This window comes from Aestuariivivens sediminis (genome assembly GCF_022662105.1).
Taxonomy (GTDB): domain Bacteria; phylum Bacteroidota; class Bacteroidia; order Flavobacteriales; family Flavobacteriaceae; genus Aestuariivivens; species Aestuariivivens sediminis.
The window spans coordinates 59,405-75,896 of the sequence record NZ_JAKMCP010000010.1; the positions used below are offsets into that span (position 1 = coordinate 59,405).

Consider the following 16,492-nt stretch of genomic DNA (forward strand, 5'->3'; position numbering starts at 1 on the left):
AAATCCATCTCTAGATATAATCAAATTCTTAAGGTCCTAATGAAATATGGTTTTGAGGATTTTGTTCAATATCTGGAGGAAAACAGTCATTATAGAATTGTCCAGAAACTAATTCCGAATACCACAAAGAAACGCGTTGCCAAGTATAGTAAATGGGCTAAAATGAGGCTGGTATGTGAAGAATTGGGACCTACCTTTGTGAAATTTGGACAAATTTTAAGCAATAGGCCGGATCTGGTCCCTCTGGAATTAACCTTTGAGTTAGAAAAATTACAGGATCATGTGCCCCATATGTCCGAAACTATGGCCAAGTCTGTTGTGGAAACGGAATTAAATAATAAGGTGGAACACTTATTTGCCTGGTTCGAACCCATTCCTTTTGCATCTGCTTCTGTGGCACAGGTGCATAAAGTTACCTTACATTCCGGTAAACGCATTGCTTTAAAGATACAGCGACCCGGCATATATGAGGTGATAATTGAGGACATTAAGGTGATGTATAGAATTGCCCATCTCATAGAAAGACGAATACCATCCTTAAAAAGTTTTGATCCCGTGGGTCTGGTTAAAAATTTTGAAGCTTCCATCTTAAAGGAACTCGATTTTATTCATGAGTCCATTAACGTACAAAGGTTTTATAATAACCTCGCAAAGGATAATTCATTAGAACAATTTGCACGGGCACCCAAAGTATACCAAGAATTTACTACCTCAAAAGTTTTGGCTCTCGAATTTATTTCAGGCATAAAAATTGACAAAATTGAGGAACTGAAATCCCATGACATAGATATCAAGGTTACGGCCCGGCGTCTGGCCATTAGCTTTTTTAAACAGATTTTTGAATACGGGTTCTTTCATGCCGATCCGCATCCGGGGAATTTACTGGTCCTTCCCAATAATCATATTGGTTATTTGGATTTTGGTATGATGGGAAGTATGTTGCCCAGGGATATTTTAATTTTTGGAAAGTTATTTATAGCCATTAGCAACAAGGATGTAAAAAAATTAATTAGAGTTTTGCAACAACTGTCGAACAATGCCGCTATTCTAAACCGACGCGATTTGGAACTTGACATTAACGAGTTTATAGAAAAATATTACGTGAGAGATGTCCATAAAAATGAAATGAGCACCATATTAATGGAACTGAAGGACATTATTATTGCACACGGATTAAAAGTTCCGACCTATTTTTTCCTTTTTGCAAGAGCTTTGGTAACCATTGAAGGGGTTCTTGATAAATTGGATCCTAATTTAGAGCAATTTGAAATGGTAAAACCCTATCTAAGAAATAGTGTCTCAAAACGATACCACCCCATTACTATGGGTATGAAAATTGTTAATTCCATTGTTGAACTTACAGATTACATAGATGAATTTCCAATGGACTTAAAGAATGCCATACGTAAAATAAATTCGGGCCAAATCAAGGTAGATTTAACCCACAAGGGCATAGACCCCATGGTACACACCCTTCAAAGAATAACCAAACAACTCATTGCGGCCTTTATTATGGTGGCATTAATAATCGGAGCCTCCCTATTTATTATTTTTGAAATAAGTCCGCTTTGGAAAGGGATTTCTATATTGGGTATGGCTAGTTTTGCTCTGGCTGTAACTTTGGGCTTTGGAATGGTAACGAATATTAAAAAAGGGGATTATGATTATTGATCCTAAGTTCTTGGTTTTAAATCAACAAAAGCGCACCGGATATCCGGTGCGCTTTAGCATGATGTTTAAGACTTTGAAAATGCTTTTTTAAAATGCCCATAGGCTTCAGATATTTCATTTTGGAAATGTTCAAACCGGGTTTCTTCCTTTTTTCCGGTATATTTTCCCCTTAATTTATCTATAAAAGAATTAAAGTCCTGCTTTCCTTTTTCAAAAGACTCTTTGGCTACGTTGGTATCTTTTTTAAACTTTTGCTCTAAAATCTCCAACTGAATTTTAAATTGTTCAATTTCAATGAGTGTTAAGGCGTACATTCTATTTAAAGTTTCATTGGTTTTAATTTTTACTTCAATATCATGTAATAGTAAAAGCAATTGTTTTTTTTGCTTTTTAAAAACATCCTTAGTTTCCGCCTTGCCTAACGCTAATTGCACCCGAAGCTCATCAAATTTGGTATGAAGCTCTTCAATGTTTTCTTTAATAGGTTTTATTTTTTCTTCACTTTCATGGAGATAACGGTTAAATTTCTTTTTGACTTCTTCAAACTTATCTTTGGCCTCTGCTTTACCCAAAGCAGCTTTTACCTGGAATTCCTCTAATTCAACGGCCGACTTTCGAAGAGCCCTGATTAATTTATCTACAAATTGAATATCTGCTTTATTTTTCATGATAATAAGATTTATGATTAGCTTAAATATCCAAACAATATAGACTTTATACAATGATGCCTATCAGTTTTCCTTTGTTGCAATGGTTATCCTCTTACCCCGAAGAAACATGGATTAACTGCTATTCCAAACTAAACATTCAACTATAACTTCATGATTTTAATCATTTTATATGTAGTAGTGTTATCCTAACTTTAAAAATTAGGAATACAAATTTTATGATGAATTTAATTCTAATAAAGTCATTCTTCGTCGAAATCGGTGAACTCGCTTATTTTGCCAGAAGATTTTTTAAAGAACTTGTTAAAAAACCATTTGAATTTAGTGAGTTTTTAAAGCAATGCTTTCATATTGGAAACAGATCATTTCTTTTGGTGGGGGTTACGGCTTTTATTATTGGTTTGGTCATCACTTTACAGACACGACCAACATTAGAGGAGTTTGGGGCTGAATCATGGATGCCTTCCATGGTAAGCATATCCATTATAAGAGAAGTGGGCCCTGTTATTATAGCGCTGACATTCGCCGGACGCATCGCTTCTGGAATAGGTGCGGAACTAGGTTCTATGCGAGTGACAGAACAAATTGATGCCATGGAGGTTTCGGGAACCAATCCTTTTAATTTCTTGGTTGTTACCCGAGTTTTGGCCGCTACGCTGATGCTGCCTATTTTGGTCATTCTGGGCGATGCCATTGCCCTCTATGGTTCTTATATTGTAGAACACCTAAAAGGCGATGTGTCTTTCCAATTATATTTTAACAAGGTATTCAATGCCTTGGAATTCGGGGATATCATTCCAGCTACGGTTAAAACTTATTTTTTCGGATTTGCAATCGGATTGGTTGGCTGTTTTAAAGGGTATAATTGTAATAAAGGCACGGTTGGCGTAGGTAAAGCGGCTAATTCTGCAGTGGTTTTTTCATCGATGCTATTATTTATTATTGACTTTATAGCCGTATTTGTAACCGATATATTTTTTGAAATTTAATCATGACGCAATCACTCAACATAAAAGACTCCAAAACCTCTTTACCAATTAAAAGTCCCATACTTGAGATTAAGGATTTAAAAAAATCATTTGGGAAAAATCATGTTTTAAATGGATTCAATTTAGAACTTTTTGAAGGTGAAAATGTCGTAATTATGGGCAGGTCAGGATCCGGTAAATCTGTAATGATAAAATGCCTGGTAGGGTTATTGGAACCTGATTCCGGAAGTATTAAAGTCATGGGTAAAGATATTAGTACGCTAAACCCATTCGATTTAAATGCATTGCGTACCGACATAGGTTTTCTATTTCAGGGCAGCGCCTTGTATGACTCCATGACGGTAAGGGAGAATTTGGAATTTCCGTTACGACGCCATAAACGCAAATTTGAACAAGGGACTAATACTACTGATCTCGTTATTGAAGTCCTGGAAAGTGTGGGATTGGTCGATGCTATAGACTTAATGCCAGCGGAGCTCTCAGGAGGTATGCAAAGACGTGTGGCTCTGGCAAGAACCTTAATATTAAAGCCCAAAATTATTTTATACGACGAACCCACAAGTGGTTTAGACCCTATTACCGCTAAAGAGATCATTGAACTTATGAGACGTGTTCAGCATCAATACAAAACCTCATCACTGATAATAACACATGATGTAGACTGTGCCCGTGTGGTATCAGAACGCATTATTTTGTTGATAGATGGAATTAACTACTTGGAAGGAAATTTTGAACAGTTAAAACATTCAAAGGACGAAAAGGTTAAGGCTTTCTTTAAATAAAAAAACGTGGTGTCATGAAAAAAACATATATCCAGAAACTCAATGTAGGCATATTTGTCGTAATGGGATTAATTCTTTTTGTAATTGCCGTTTATTTAATTGGTAATCGCCAAAATATGTTTGTCAAAACATTTTCCATCAGTGCTAATTTCAATAATGTAAATGGACTAATGCAAGGCAACAATGTACGCTATTCGGGTATAAACATAGGAAATGTAAAATCAATTACCATGATAAACGATTCGACTATTAATGTGGACATGGTTATCGAAGAAAAAATGGTGAAACATATCAAAAAGGATGCTATAGCCACCATTGGTACCGATGGATTGGTTGGAAATATGATCGTAAACATTATTCCCGGGAAGGGAGATTCAAGGATGATATCCTCTGGAGATGTCATTCAATCTTATACAAAAATAGGCACCAATGAAATGCTCAACACCTTGAACGTAACCAATGAAAATGCGGCCTTATTAACCGCTAAACTACTTAATATAGCAGATGCTATGGCAGATAGTAAAGGAACCTTTGGCATGTTAATCAATGACACCATTGTATCTTCAAACCTCAAACAGACCGTGAATCAATTACGAATTATGAGTATTGAAGCCAACAAGTCCATGAAATCACTCAATGCCATTATTAATACCATAAACTTTAACGAAAGTGTGGCCGGGGTATTGCTAAATGACTCCCTTGAAGCACAAAAGATAAGAGATTTGCTTACCAACCTTGAAGTTACCACAGAGGATGTTAAAACCGTAGTAAATACGATAAACGAAACCATTATTGATTATAAAAAAGGTAAAGGTGCAGTGGATTACCTTTTTCATGATGAAGACTTTGTGAAAAATCTGGAGCAGTCCATTAAAAACATTAATGAGGGCACCGATAAATTCAATCAAAATATGGAGGCCCTGAAACACAATTTTTTAACAAGACGGTACTTTAGAAAATTAAACAGAGCACAAGGAAAGAAAGACTAGTGGGATAAGTCATTGGATCAGATTCGACCATATCCCATTAGTCTTATTTGCTTTTAATGATTTGGTGCTTTTTAACTTTAGTCTCGTATTAGACAAACTTCCTTTCTCTTCCTGTAAGGTCATCCACATCTATTTTAAATACCACAGGCACACCGTCTTTATAAATCTTACTGGAGAATTCACTCAAAAACTTCAAATCCTTACCTTCTTTTCGCTTAATAATAGCCTTGACGCCCTCTGAAAATTTATGCAAACTAATTTTGGCTGTACTGCCAAGAAATTCGTCATACGTTCCATAAACCACAACAGATCGCCAATTATTAACGGATTCAATCTCAGAGACTTCCAAAGAAACGGCATGGTTCATGCGTAATGCCTTTATTTTATGACCAACACTCGAATAACCGATAATGGCATTGGAAGCAGCATCATAATAAAAGGTTATGGGCAATACATAGGGATGATTATTGTAGATATAGGCCATATGACCTATATAATTATCCTTGAGCAAGCGAATACATTTGGATTTGCCTAGTTTGAGAATCATCGTAATACCGTTAAATAGTTTACTAATTTACCGGATACCACGAATTTATAAAATGATAAAAATCAGTTTGCTTTCAGTACTATAGAAGTTATTTCAGGGCGCATCCCTAATCGACCGGGAAATCCAATCCAGCCGAGTCCTCTATTGACGTGGAGATATTGCTCATCAAGATTATACAACCCTGCCCAATGCTTATACTTGTATTTTATGGGACTCCACGTTTTCTCCTTATAATTGAAACCGAGTTGCATGCCATGGGTATGACCGGAAAGGGTGAGTGCGATATCGGTATTTTCAATGACTTCGTCACCCCAATGACTGGGATCGTGTGAAAGTAATATTTTAAACGGTATATCTGCAACACCTGTCATGGCCTCTTCTAAATTACCGTATTGCTTAAAAGGAGGCCTACCCCAGTTTTCAACACCCACAATAGCCATTTTGTCACCATGGCTTTCGATGATTTCGGAGGTATTGAGTAGTAACCTAAAACCAATGTTTTTGTAAAACTGTTTTATTTTTTGAAGATTCTCTTGTTTTTCCTCAAGGCTGTCCCACTCGGAATAATCACCGTAATCATGGTTTCCCAAAACCGCAAATTTTCCTCGTTTTGCTACAAGCATGTTAAAGGTCTTCTCCCACCCTGTTAATTCCCAGGCGTAGTTATTTACAAGGTCGCCCGTGAAAAAAATAAAATCGGGCTGCAAATTATTTATCAGTTTAATGGCTTTTTGCAACACCTTGTAGCGGTAGTTAAAACCTCCTATGTGCAAATCGGATATATGGACGAGTTTTAGTCCAAGAAAGGCTTTTGGCAGACGGTTAAAATGTATGCTGTGTGAATGGATTTTAAAATGATACACAGATTTGAAAATCGCATATACAATAACAAAGAAAGGGAGGAAGCCCGAAAATAACCCCACCAATGGCACGATTACGGTCGATTCATTCTCAGAAATAATAAAGTTTCCAAAAAATAAAATTGATATAATAATGACAAATAGAATTTTGGGAATAAATGATGACACGGTTAGTCCGTATAATGACGAAACCAATACATGTTTTCGTCTCGGGTTGATATCATCCAATCTCACCTTTAGTACAATTATAGCAACGATAAGGCCTAAGGTAAAACACCAAAATAATATATGAATTATGTGTTTAAGTGTCGAAGAAATGAGTAATCTGGTGATATCTTGAAGCCAATAAAACGACAAAATATCCACCAGTAAAATAGCTATGCAAAGGAGTACAATGGAGAATAACGAATAGCTGCGCATGTATAATTAATTGGATGTGGAATTCTTTAATCGTCGTTTATCTTTTAGAGCCCAATAAATGCCCTTAACGTCCGAGGCCCATTCTTTATAAAGAAAAATAAGCGTAATTTCCTCAATTGTTTCTAAAACACCTATAACAATCATGGTGTAAAATAATACGTACTCCGGGCTAAAGAACAAGGACCATAAAATAAATACACTTTGTATTACGGCAGAGAGTTTAGCAAAATACGTGTGAAATGCTGTTGCCTTGCCATATTTCAGGTAAGCGAACAACATTTGAATGATATAAGGAATAAAGGCAATGAGGATTAAGGTCATATTGGCTGTAATAAAATCCGTTTCAAAATAAAATAGCCCAATAAGTCCAACGATAAGGGTAATCTGATCGCCAAATGAGTCCAATTGAGATCCCCTGGGACTTGTTATTTTTAATTTTCTTGCCAAATAGCCATCTATGGCGTCTGTTATATAACTGATAAGTAACACCCATGAAAACGCCAACCGGAAATCCAGCCCTATTAAGATTAACAGAAGGGGGGCAACCGCAATTCTGTAAAAGGAAAACCAATCCGCAATATTGAAGTTCTTAAAAGTGAGCATTTATTTTTATTTTTAGAATGGACACAGGATCATTTCAAATAGTTCATAACACATACGCTATTCCAACGGTAAAATAAAAGGTATTGTCTAAATCTTCTTTATAAACCTCCCCATCAGTTGTTAACGTGGCGGGTGTTCTTGGAATTACATAATATGGCGCCAATACAGCAAGAAATGGTTTATGCACAAACCAAATGGGTGCACTAAACGCTATGGCCATTAAACTAAATTTTTCGCTTTCCTCGATGACCAGCGATGGAACCATGGGTTGTGTGATATCTCCACCTCTATGTCCGGCACCTTTTTGACCTCCGGCACCATAACTTTTATTAATATAATATTCTTCGTAAAAATTTTGAGAACCAAAATACATACCAATGGTAGGTGACCATTGTAGTTTTTGGTTCTTTGTTGAAAAATCATGACTAATGCCGGAGGTTAGGAAAACATCAGATCGACTCTCATTGCTAAAAAACACTATCGCACCGGCTTCTATATTCACATAGTTAAAATCATAGACCATACTGGCCGTAATATCTCCTTCAATTTGCGACTTTACATTATAACTATCCGCGTTAAAAAAATATTTCGTAAAAGATAAATCTGCTGCAAATCTTTTCAGTGTAAAATCGTAGCCGGCTGTTATTAAAAATAAATCTATTCGACTTTCATTGGGCCTGGTTAAAAAGGAGAATGAACCCGTTGTATAAAATCCAGTTTTATTATAATATGTAATTGATGGAAACACATAAGGTGCACTTAGGCTATCCTTTCTTCCCATAAAAACAGCATCATTGGTGTAATTTAAACTAAATGATATGTAGGAGGCATCTTTATTTTTTACAGCCATGGCATTAGCATTGCCATCTTGTCCAATAGCCATATGCGATAGTAAGAGGAACAGTATAATAGGTATGAAACTGGGTCTGATTAATCTCATGATAATTATTATATAAAATTTAGAGAAGGGGTTTAATCTCATTTAAAACCCCCTTCTCTATTAAAATTATACGGCTCCTTTTTTCTTTAATTGTTTTTTAATCAATGATTTATTATGAATCCTGTTTTTCATTAAAGGCTTATTAATGGTCATTTTTCTATGCTGAAGCGTGTTTTTAAACATGACGCCATTCATGTTCAAACAGGCCCCATCCTGAAGTTGTAATTGTTTACGGTCTTTGGTCTGATATGACCCATCCATGTTCACAACCGTTCCATTATTTAATCTGAACGGATCATGAATTCTATTTTGAAACTCATTTCTAATTTGATACACCGCACCATCAATCATCATTATCTGATATCTATCTTGATTTCTTTGTTGAATTTGAGCCTCTGACAACCCTCTATTTTCGCGTTGAATTTTGTAGCGATATTGATATTCATTAAGAAATATAATACCATCGTTATCCAAACATTCTCCGTCTTTTAAGCGCAGTTGAACACCATTTCTGGTTAAATACGTGCCATCAGGATTTACAATGCTCCCGTCATTTAAGGTTATCTTGTCTTTTAACCGAATATGATCGCGATCCCGTATTTGTAACACATCGCCATCCACCAACATAATTCTATCCCGATCCCTCTCCTGTACTTTGTCCTGCGGTAATAATGCAGTCGTATTAAACACGACCAGCACTACCCATAAAATTATTTTTTTCATTGTAAAAAGTATTTAATATTAATTGATTAAAAATAACTTTATACAGAATTGGTGACAATGATAACGATCAGTTAAACACCTGTTTATATGTAACTTATATTACATTTATTGACTCATTAATCCGTATTAATTTTCACTTCGGGAATCTTAATTAATTCCAAAGTGGTAGACGCCAAAGTCACTTCACCATTGGTGGTTTTTATCTTTTTGTGAATCGCATCAAATAGCAGGTGTTTGGTAGATCGCCTTCTTTTATAATTGACAATATACCTGAGATTAAACTGGATCCAATTATCGGTCAGGGAAATAGCGAGTGTAGGGTCTAACATCGCAGCTTCAATATAATATTTATTCACCACCTCATTCCATTGGGATTTGGAACTGGCCGTAAATTCTGAAAGTATATTTGAAGCGATTTTAATAACGATTGATTTGGCCAATTCCACATTCGAATCATAGGTAATGGGCAGATTAAGCTCATCCCATATAAAAGGAAAATCTTGTGAATAGTTATAAATGGGTCCTTTAAAAACAAACGCGTTACTCAATTTCACTAAACGGCCACTGTAATTGTCACTACTTACCCACTGACCTATTTCCATCATAGTTGTATAAATGCTGTCCACATCAATAACATCGCCTTTAATACCATTAATTTCAATTCTATCGCCTGGCTTGTACACTTTCACTATGAAAATATACAAGGAGCCGGCAATGCTTAGAATGAGTTCCTGAAGCGTGATGGCAATACCCGCAGTAAATAGACCAATGGCTAGCGTAAAATCTTTTATATTACCCGTAAAATAAGAGAAGGTTAGTAATATTAAAATCACATAACCTATAATTTCAATTCCTTTTTGGGATTTATATCTGGCTGTTGAATCCGAAACTTGTCTTCTTAAAAATCTTCGAAGTAATTGAATAAGAATGAGGACAAATACAACAAGTAAAACATAGGCTATAATACTGTATAGGGTAGGGTTTTCTGCAATCCAATTTTTAATTTGTTCCATTTCTTTAGGTTAAAAATCTTCATACAATCGCAATCGGTTATGCAGTGCTCTTATTTCTTGTTTTAGAGCATGTACTTGCTCCAATAAATTATGAATAGCATCAATTCCTTCTATATTGATATCCAGATCATAATGTAACCGTACTATTTTTTCAACTTTATTTAATTCCCTCTTATGAATAAATAGATCATCCTTAAGTACGGTTATTTCTATGAGTTGAAATTCTTGCAAAGTATCCATAAAGGCCAAAGGAATCTTATAGTGCCTGCAAACCAATTGTACCGGTATTAAATCTGTTCTTTCCATTATGAACGCAATGTTTGTAGCTGTTTAATTAAATCCTTTTCCCGACTCGATAGATGGGTTGGCAATTTAATTTGATAGGTGATCACCAAATCCCCAAATTGTCCTTCTTTTTTATATTTTGGAAAACCTTTCCCTTTTAATTTAACTTTGGTGCCGTTTTGAGTTTCCGGTTTTATGTTCAGTTTTACTTTACCGTTAAAGGTTTCGACCATAAACTCTCCTCCAAGTAGCGCAGTGTATAAATCCAAATCAACGGTTCTGTAAAGATTCTCCTTATCTCTTTTGAATTTGGTATCGTTTATGATTGAAAATTCGATGAATAAATCTCCATTTGGTCCTCCATTGATCCCTTTACCGCCATGCCCCTTTATTTTAATAATTTGCCCGTTTTCAACACCAGCAGGAATAGTAATCCTAATGGTGTTGTTATTTACGGTCAGGGTGCGCTTGTGGGTCGTATAGACCTCTTTTAAATGCAGTTGTAATTTAGCGTTAAAATCTTGTCCCCTAAATTTAACCTGCCGGCCACCGGCCCTTGAAGAAGCACCACCAAACATATGTTCAAAAAAATCTGAAAATTCTGTTTGCGAATAACTACCGCGATCCCCTTGGTAACTTTGTTGATACCGTGCCCTCTGTTGTTCTTTTTCAATGTCCTTGGCATGCATCCAGTGTTCGCCGTATTGATCGTATTTTTTTCGGTTTTCGGGGTTACTTAAAACTTCATTAGCTTCGTTTATATCTTTAAATTTCTTTTCGGCAATAGCATCATTAGGATTTAAATCCGGATGATATTTTCTGGCCAGTTTACGATAGGCTTTTTTGATGTCACTTTCGGAAGCCGATTTCGTTAGACCCAGTATCTTATAATAATCAATGAATGCCATTTGCCTCTATAATAAAACAGAAAGTTAAGACCCCTATGGATGAAAAAAAATGATTTACATCATGTAAAGGAAGTTAGGATATAATCCGGCCGTCTTCCATGGTCAAGATTCGATTGGTTTGCTTAGCAAAATCTTCATCATGGGTGACCACCAATAACGATAATCCTTCATCTTCACTCAATGTTTTGAAAATTTGAAACACATTTTCGGAATTATGACTATCCAGATTTCCGGTAGGCTCGTCCCCCATAATTACAGCCGGATTATTTATTAAGGCTCTCGCTATGGCCACACGCTGTTTTTCACCTCCTGAAATGCGAAATGCCTTTTTTTTCGCTAAATGCTCAATCTTAAGCATTTTAAGTTTTTCCATGGCATCATGCTCAATTTCTTGATATGATTTTTCTGCTAGTTTTTTTGCTGGCAACATGACGTTCTCCAAAACCGTAAAATCAGATAACAAATAATGAAATTGAAATACAAATCCAATATGTTTATTTCTTATGGCAGACAAATGATCTCTACTCTGATTGGTTATAAGCTTATCGTTTAAATATAATCCCCCCTCATAATCGGTATCCATGGTTGATAATACGTATAATAAGGTGGATTTCCCACAACCCGATTTTCCCATAATGGAAACAAATTCGCCCTTATTCACGCTAAAATTTATATCCCTTAAAACGTGAAATAATATGGGTTTTTTAAAATACTTATTGATATGTCTTGCCTCTAATACAGTGCTCATTTATTGTCTTCTAATAATCTTAACAGGGTCTATTTTCTTTGATTTTTTCGATGGTAAATACCCAGCTAAAAATGTAGATACCAAAGCAAAGGTAAACCCAATTACAAAGAATAACGGATTCATGTTTATGGGATAAGTCTCAATGGTTGGCAACGCTTCTGTTTTAAATGGAATGGTGTCGATTAAACTGGTCAAACCATACCCAATAAGCAAACCCAAAATGCCCCCTACAAAACCAATAATCATAGCCTGACTCATAAAAATAAATTGCACATCTTTACCGGAGAAACCCGTGGCTTTCAAAATGGCGATATCGTTCATTTTCTCATAAATAAGCATATTTAAAATGTTATAAATACCAAATCCCGCAACAATAAGTAAAGTAATGGAAACCGCATAAGTAATCAAGTTTCTAATGGTAGTTCCTGTCTCAAATTGGGCATTGGCCGTTTTTATGTCCACAGCTTTTAAATCAAATTGCTGTTCTATTTTTTTTGACAAGGGAACAGCGTCTTCGATGTTATGAAGTTTTACACTAATGTCCGTTATATAGTTATTGGTTTCTCCTAATATGCGCTGAACGGTTTTTAAGTTTGTAAAACTTTGGATCGCATCTAAATCTGCGATTCCGCTTTGATAAAATCCCACTATTTTTAATGAAAATACACCACCACTAATAGGACTGACCTGGACACGATCACCAACTTTTAAAGACATCTTTTTTGCAATACCAATACCCAATAATATCCCATTATCCGAATTGTGCAGAGCTTCGGAAGACCCATCGACGATATAATCTCCCATTCTAAAGAACCTGGCCTCGTCTAGTGGGTTTATCCCGGTAAGGTTTCCTCCTATTTCAATAGAACCGGCAATATAAAAAATTTGCGTTTTTACCTGTGGTAAGGCCCCCATTACACGGTCATCTTCATTAAGATAATCGATGATGGGTAAAGCGTTATGAATTTTTTTCTGACTTAATTTGGGCTTTATGGAATGGACCACATTAAAACTGTTTTTAAACGCATCATACAAATCAACGGGTTGCTTTTCGGATGGTTCAATTTCATTATAAACATGGATATGCGGGGTCTGATTTAAAATTAAATCGTCTAACATGGCATTTAGGCCGGTCATAAAACAAACCAGTGTTATGTAGGAACCAATGCCAAAAGTTACGCCCAGAGAGGCAATGGTCGTTTGTTTTATTTTGGTCAATAAATGCGTTTTTGAAATGCTTAATATCAGAGGCCAATTGGTCATTACTCCGGTTTATAAATGTAAGTGTCCTTGGTTATACCAGATGTGATCTCAACAGATTCCAAATTTTGTAAACCTGTGGTAATGGGTGTTAATCCATCATCGGTTCTTACCATGTTACGTTCTATTACATAGGCCTTGGGAATGGATAAAGCACTATCTTTTTTTGCTATAATAATATTGGCTTCGCCTGAAAGACCAGGGTATAATACTTTGGGTGGATTTTTAAAAGTGGCTTCTATTTTAAAAGTCTGATTTCGTTCGTCCTTTTTAGGATATATTTTAGAGATACTTCCTTTAAAAATAGCACCATCATAAGCGTCTAAATGGATTAAAACATCTTGACCAATTGTAATTTTAACAATATCGACTTCATCCACAAGCATGTCAATAATAAAATTATTGACACTGCCAATGGTAGCCAGGGGTTCCATAGTACTGACATTTTCTCCCGGCTCCTTATAAAGGGCGTATACCTTTCCATTAATTTTACTTTTTACGGTAAAATCCTTCGTACTTATTAATGCGGTCTGATAGTTGTTCTCGGATTGCCTTAATGCGGTTTGTAATTCATTTTTAGATCGATCGTATTTATTCTGAAGGCTTTGTAACTCATTTAATGACAGTTCATAATTCAGTTTTTTTGTATCGAATTCAATCTTGGAACCTATATGCTGATCCCAGAGCTTTTTTTGTCTGAAATAATTTATGGAATCATTTTTGTGTCTCAGTATTGCCGCATCGATTTGATCTTGAATGCCGCTTAAAATTGCCGCCTTCCCTTTGTAATTCTCTTTGGCCAACTCCAAACTGAATTTGGCATTTTGGGCATTGAGTTTTGGGGCGTTGTTAATAATTTGCACCAGGGGGTCGTCTTTAGCAACAAGGTCCCCCTCTTCTACCAGATTGGCATCCAAAATACCGGAAACCTTAGCATAAGCATGATATAGACTATCCGGCTGAACGGTTACTGAAGAATATACGGATTCGGTTAACGGTCCAACCGTGGGTAATATGCCATCTCCTGTCTTATGGCACGATATCATGAGGAAAAGCAGACTAAACGATGATACAAGCTTCATAATCAATAGGCTAATTGGTCTTGTATGAGAAGATATTCATTCAAATTAATGGCATCAATGGCACCAACAAGTTTATCGTCCTTTGTCACGGGTACAAATGCGTTCTTACTGGAAAAAATGATATTGTAAATATCATCAAGATGGTCCGTGTGCTTTACTGTTTTAAACGTTGTGTCCATAACATCTTTAACCAAAATATCCTTATTGGAGTTTCCAATAATCTGTTCAAGGTATAAAATACCTTTTATTTTATGGTTTTTTACAACAATAAAGTTTGTCTCTGTGCCCGAAATTATTTTGTTAACCACCAAATCCAAAGGGTCCTCCGGTTTAAATGTGGTTATAAAAATCATCATGGCTTCTTCAACACTATGCCCTTTTAATAATGCTAAATGCTGAATTAATTGATTTTCGGCATAGGCTCCTAAATAAATGAACAGGGCTATAATGACTAAAAAAGGAGAAAATAGTAACCCCGCCAATAAAAATAGTACTGCAATAACCTGTCCAATGGTAGCAGCAATTTGGGTGGCTTTAACACGAGATAGTTTTATGGATAACAGGGCTCTTAAAATTCGGCCGCCGTCCATGGGAAAGGCCGGGATCAAATTGAAAATGACCAATCCCATGTTCACTAAGAACAAATAGAAAAGAAAGTTTTGAAAAGAAAAACCCATGAGAACTTCAAATGTTTCCGTAAAGTTAGATCTCATGAACTCATCTACGGGAATAATAATATACAGGAACATGGCAATCATCACATTGACCAATGGACCGGACAGTGAAACGACAAGTTCCTGCTTTGGCGATTCTGGAATACGTTCCAAACTGGCCATACCACCAATGGGCAACAAGGTTATTTTTTTTGTGAGAATACCAAAATGCCGTGCTGCTAATGCGTGTCCCAATTCATGTAAAATGACGCAGGTAAATACCGCAAAAATCAAAATGATATTAAAAAATATACTCGCCGCATTACCGCCTCGCTTTAATTCGCTTATAACCACCCAGGCTATTAAAAAAAAGAAGGTCCAATGCAATACTATTTTTATTCCTGAAACACGACCTAAATTTAGGTTAGCTTTCATTTATACTCCTGATCATTAGTTATTGACACGATTCTCCATTTCTTATTCCCTGAGATTACAGCATAAAGGTCATCGGTAATTGGTCTTGAAGTTATTTTGGGCGGAGATTGTAAATAGCCCTTGTCCAATACCACATTAACCCCTTTTGGATTTAAGTAATTTACGATGTTACCCTCAATATCAATAATGACTTCAAAATATTTATAATTCACCACATTTTTTCCTAAAACTTCATTATCCCCAAGCCTTTCCTTGATGATATGTAATGCTATGGCTTGACCGTTATTAAAGTTTGAAGCATTTAAAAATTGGGGTACTATTGCGGTTTTACCGGTTTTATCGATATATCCAAAATAGAGTATCCCATCTATTTTTTTTGAGATTAAAGATCGGTCATCATTAAAAACAGGATATTTATAACCATCCGCCATGGCGGTTGTGACCAAATCATCCCGAAAATCAATGATCAAAAGGCCATTATGGTTTATAAACCCCCAGGAGTTCCCCTTCTGAACAGCTGCAACGCCGTCATTAAAAGGGGCAATGTAATCCAATTCCTCAGTAATTTGTGCAGACACAAAAAACGGGCAAATTAAAAGTATAATAAATAGATTTTTCATGACAGTATATTTTAATAGTAGTGATCAAATTTAGGAGGATTACCCCAATTTTAAAATGATATTCATCATGATAAAAAGGCCTTCTTCATTAGAAAGCATGTATTTATGGGAATGTTTTATACGGTTTGAAGTTTGCTTGACGTGATTCCCTAAATCAAGGTCAAGAATCATGACCTGGTAAATAAAATCATTTGCATAAAAAGTTAAAAAAGCATTATGCCGTATAATTATGACATAAGTCATTCATTTTAACATAAAAAAGCTCTTATTTAGTCTATTAAATTCCATCCAAAGCG

The 16,492-nt window shown here is 35.7% G+C and carries 19 protein-coding genes; 4 read left to right on the plus strand and 15 right to left on the minus strand.

What is annotated here, in order from left to right; genetic code table 11:
- Nucleotides 1-39: 39 nt before the first annotated feature.
- On the plus strand, nt 40-1,671 hold the full coding sequence (locus MR054_RS16405; protein WP_242158899.1) for an ABC1 kinase family protein: 1,632 nt from the start codon (nt 40-42) through the stop codon (nt 1,669-1,671).
- A gap of 65 nt (nt 1,672-1,736) precedes the next feature.
- Here the strand turns inward: MR054_RS16405 and MR054_RS16410 are convergent, their stop codons facing one another.
- Complete coding sequence (locus tag MR054_RS16410) at nt 1,737-2,339, minus strand: hypothetical protein (protein WP_242084599.1); 603 nt, start codon at nt 2,337-2,339, stop codon at nt 1,737-1,739.
- Nucleotides 2,340-2,557: 218 nt separating this feature from the next.
- Between MR054_RS16410 and MR054_RS16415 the strand changes: the two genes are divergently transcribed.
- From MR054_RS16415 to MR054_RS16425, 3 genes are read left to right on the plus strand one after another with little or no spacing between them, the layout of a single operon-like run.
- Entirely contained in the window at nt 2,558-3,328 is a 771-nt protein-coding gene (locus MR054_RS16415) for an MlaE family ABC transporter permease (protein ID WP_242158902.1), read from the plus strand.
- 2 nt (nt 3,329-3,330) lie between these two features.
- Nucleotides 3,331-4,110 (plus strand): ABC transporter ATP-binding protein, encoded by a 780-nt coding sequence (locus MR054_RS16420; protein WP_242158904.1) that lies wholly within the window; start codon nt 3,331-3,333, stop codon nt 4,108-4,110.
- Nucleotides 4,111-4,124: 14 nt separating this feature from the next.
- The gene (locus MR054_RS16425; protein WP_242084605.1) at nt 4,125-5,099 is read left to right on the plus strand and encodes an MlaD family protein; all 975 of its coding nucleotides are present in this window, start codon (nt 4,125-4,127) and stop codon (nt 5,097-5,099) included.
- Between the two features lie 88 nt (nt 5,100-5,187).
- Here the strand turns inward: MR054_RS16425 and MR054_RS16430 are convergent, their stop codons facing one another.
- From MR054_RS16430 to MR054_RS16725, 14 genes are all read right to left on the minus strand, one after another.
- Complete coding sequence (locus MR054_RS16430) at nt 5,188-5,646, minus strand: pyridoxamine 5'-phosphate oxidase family protein (RefSeq protein ID WP_242084607.1); 459 nt, start codon at nt 5,644-5,646, stop codon at nt 5,188-5,190.
- A gap of 62 nt (nt 5,647-5,708) precedes the next feature.
- The gene (locus MR054_RS16435) at nt 5,709-6,926 is read right to left on the minus strand and encodes a metallophosphoesterase (protein WP_242158905.1); all 1,218 of its coding nucleotides are present in this window, start codon (nt 6,924-6,926) and stop codon (nt 5,709-5,711) included.
- Between the two features lie 6 nt (nt 6,927-6,932).
- Nucleotides 6,933-7,529 (minus strand): CDP-alcohol phosphatidyltransferase family protein, encoded by a 597-nt coding sequence (locus tag MR054_RS16440; RefSeq protein ID WP_242084610.1) that lies wholly within the window; start codon nt 7,527-7,529, stop codon nt 6,933-6,935.
- 43 nt (nt 7,530-7,572) lie between these two features.
- Nucleotides 7,573-8,469: a hypothetical protein gene (locus MR054_RS16445; RefSeq protein WP_242158906.1), complete on the minus strand. Its 897-nt coding sequence runs from the start codon at nt 8,467-8,469 to the stop codon at nt 7,573-7,575.
- 66 nt (nt 8,470-8,535) lie between these two features.
- On the minus strand, nt 8,536-9,192 hold the full coding sequence (locus MR054_RS16450) for a DUF6799 domain-containing protein (RefSeq protein WP_242158907.1): 657 nt from the start codon (nt 9,190-9,192) through the stop codon (nt 8,536-8,538).
- A 116-nt stretch (nt 9,193-9,308) separates the two neighbouring features.
- Nucleotides 9,309-10,205: a mechanosensitive ion channel family protein gene (locus MR054_RS16455; protein WP_242158908.1), complete on the minus strand. Its 897-nt coding sequence runs from the start codon at nt 10,203-10,205 to the stop codon at nt 9,309-9,311.
- Nucleotides 10,206-10,214: 9 nt separating this feature from the next.
- The gene (locus MR054_RS16460) at nt 10,215-10,511 is read right to left on the minus strand and encodes a chaperone modulator CbpM (protein ID WP_242158909.1); all 297 of its coding nucleotides are present in this window, start codon (nt 10,509-10,511) and stop codon (nt 10,215-10,217) included.
- Nucleotides 10,511-11,398, minus strand: a complete 888-nt coding sequence (locus tag MR054_RS16465) for a DnaJ C-terminal domain-containing protein (protein WP_242158910.1) — start codon at nt 11,396-11,398, stop codon at nt 10,511-10,513. The genes MR054_RS16460 and MR054_RS16465 overlap by 1 nt, the downstream gene beginning before the upstream one ends.
- A 73-nt stretch (nt 11,399-11,471) precedes the next feature.
- The gene (locus tag MR054_RS16470; protein ID WP_242158911.1) at nt 11,472-12,146 is read right to left on the minus strand and encodes an ABC transporter ATP-binding protein; all 675 of its coding nucleotides are present in this window, start codon (nt 12,144-12,146) and stop codon (nt 11,472-11,474) included.
- Nucleotides 12,147-13,409, minus strand: a complete 1,263-nt coding sequence (locus MR054_RS16475; RefSeq protein ID WP_242158912.1) for an ABC transporter permease — start codon at nt 13,407-13,409, stop codon at nt 12,147-12,149.
- On the minus strand, nt 13,409-14,488 hold the full coding sequence (locus MR054_RS16480; protein ID WP_242158915.1) for an efflux RND transporter periplasmic adaptor subunit: 1,080 nt from the start codon (nt 14,486-14,488) through the stop codon (nt 13,409-13,411). The genes MR054_RS16475 and MR054_RS16480 overlap by 1 nt, the downstream gene beginning before the upstream one ends.
- 2 nt (nt 14,489-14,490) lie before the next feature.
- Complete coding sequence (locus MR054_RS16485) at nt 14,491-15,576, minus strand: site-2 protease family protein (protein WP_242158917.1); 1,086 nt, start codon at nt 15,574-15,576, stop codon at nt 14,491-14,493.
- Nucleotides 15,573-16,196: a WG repeat-containing protein gene (locus MR054_RS16490; protein WP_242158920.1), complete on the minus strand. Its 624-nt coding sequence runs from the start codon at nt 16,194-16,196 to the stop codon at nt 15,573-15,575. Before MR054_RS16490 ends, MR054_RS16485 begins: the two co-directional genes overlap by 4 nt.
- Nucleotides 16,197-16,235: 39 nt before the next feature.
- Nucleotides 16,236-16,367: a hypothetical protein gene (locus MR054_RS16725; RefSeq protein WP_262916397.1), complete on the minus strand. Its 132-nt coding sequence runs from the start codon at nt 16,365-16,367 to the stop codon at nt 16,236-16,238.
- Between the last annotated feature and the right edge of the window lie 125 nt (nt 16,368-16,492).

Bases quoted from the DNA above. Each gene is read 5' to 3' on its own strand.
- MR054_RS16410 (WP_242084599.1), bottom strand. From the start codon at position 2,339: ATGAAAAATAAAGCAGATATTCAATTTGTAGATAAATTAATCAGGGCT.
- MR054_RS16420 (WP_242158904.1), top strand. From the start codon at position 3,331: ATGACGCAATCACTCAACATAAAAGACTCCAAAACCTCTTTACCAATT.
- MR054_RS16485 (WP_242158917.1), bottom strand. From the start codon at position 15,576: ATGAAAGCTAACCTAAATTTAGGTCGTGTTTCAGGAATAAAAATAGTA.
- MR054_RS16415 (WP_242158902.1), top strand. From the start codon at position 2,558: ATGATGAATTTAATTCTAATAAAGTCATTCTTCGTCGAAATCGGTGAA.
- MR054_RS16425 (WP_242084605.1), top strand. From the start codon at position 4,125: ATGAAAAAAACATATATCCAGAAACTCAATGTAGGCATATTTGTCGTA.
- MR054_RS16450 (WP_242158907.1), bottom strand. From the start codon at position 9,192: ATGAAAAAAATAATTTTATGGGTAGTGCTGGTCGTGTTTAATACGACT.
- MR054_RS16725 (WP_262916397.1), bottom strand. From the start codon at position 16,367: ATGATTCTTGACCTTGATTTAGGGAATCACGTCAAGCAAACTTCAAAC.
- MR054_RS16460 (WP_242158909.1), bottom strand. From the start codon at position 10,511: ATGGAAAGAACAGATTTAATACCGGTACAATTGGTTTGCAGGCACTAT.
- MR054_RS16475 (WP_242158912.1), bottom strand. From the start codon at position 13,409: ATGACCAATTGGCCTCTGATATTAAGCATTTCAAAAACGCATTTATTG.
- MR054_RS16445 (WP_242158906.1), bottom strand. From the start codon at position 8,469: ATGAGATTAATCAGACCCAGTTTCATACCTATTATACTGTTCCTCTTA.
- MR054_RS16470 (WP_242158911.1), bottom strand. From the start codon at position 12,146: ATGAGCACTGTATTAGAGGCAAGACATATCAATAAGTATTTTAAAAAA.
- MR054_RS16430 (WP_242084607.1), bottom strand. From the start codon at position 5,646: ATGATTCTCAAACTAGGCAAATCCAAATGTATTCGCTTGCTCAAGGAT.
- MR054_RS16440 (WP_242084610.1), bottom strand. From the start codon at position 7,529: ATGCTCACTTTTAAGAACTTCAATATTGCGGATTGGTTTTCCTTTTAC.
- MR054_RS16490 (WP_242158920.1), bottom strand. From the start codon at position 16,196: ATGAAAAATCTATTTATTATACTTTTAATTTGCCCGTTTTTTGTGTCT.
- MR054_RS16435 (WP_242158905.1), bottom strand. From the start codon at position 6,926: ATGCGCAGCTATTCGTTATTCTCCATTGTACTCCTTTGCATAGCTATT.
- MR054_RS16405 (WP_242158899.1), top strand. From the start codon at position 40: ATGAAATATGGTTTTGAGGATTTTGTTCAATATCTGGAGGAAAACAGT.
- MR054_RS16465 (WP_242158910.1), bottom strand. From the start codon at position 11,398: ATGGCATTCATTGATTATTATAAGATACTGGGTCTAACGAAATCGGCT.
- MR054_RS16480 (WP_242158915.1), bottom strand. From the start codon at position 14,488: ATGAAGCTTGTATCATCGTTTAGTCTGCTTTTCCTCATGATATCGTGC.
- MR054_RS16455 (WP_242158908.1), bottom strand. From the start codon at position 10,205: ATGGAACAAATTAAAAATTGGATTGCAGAAAACCCTACCCTATACAGT.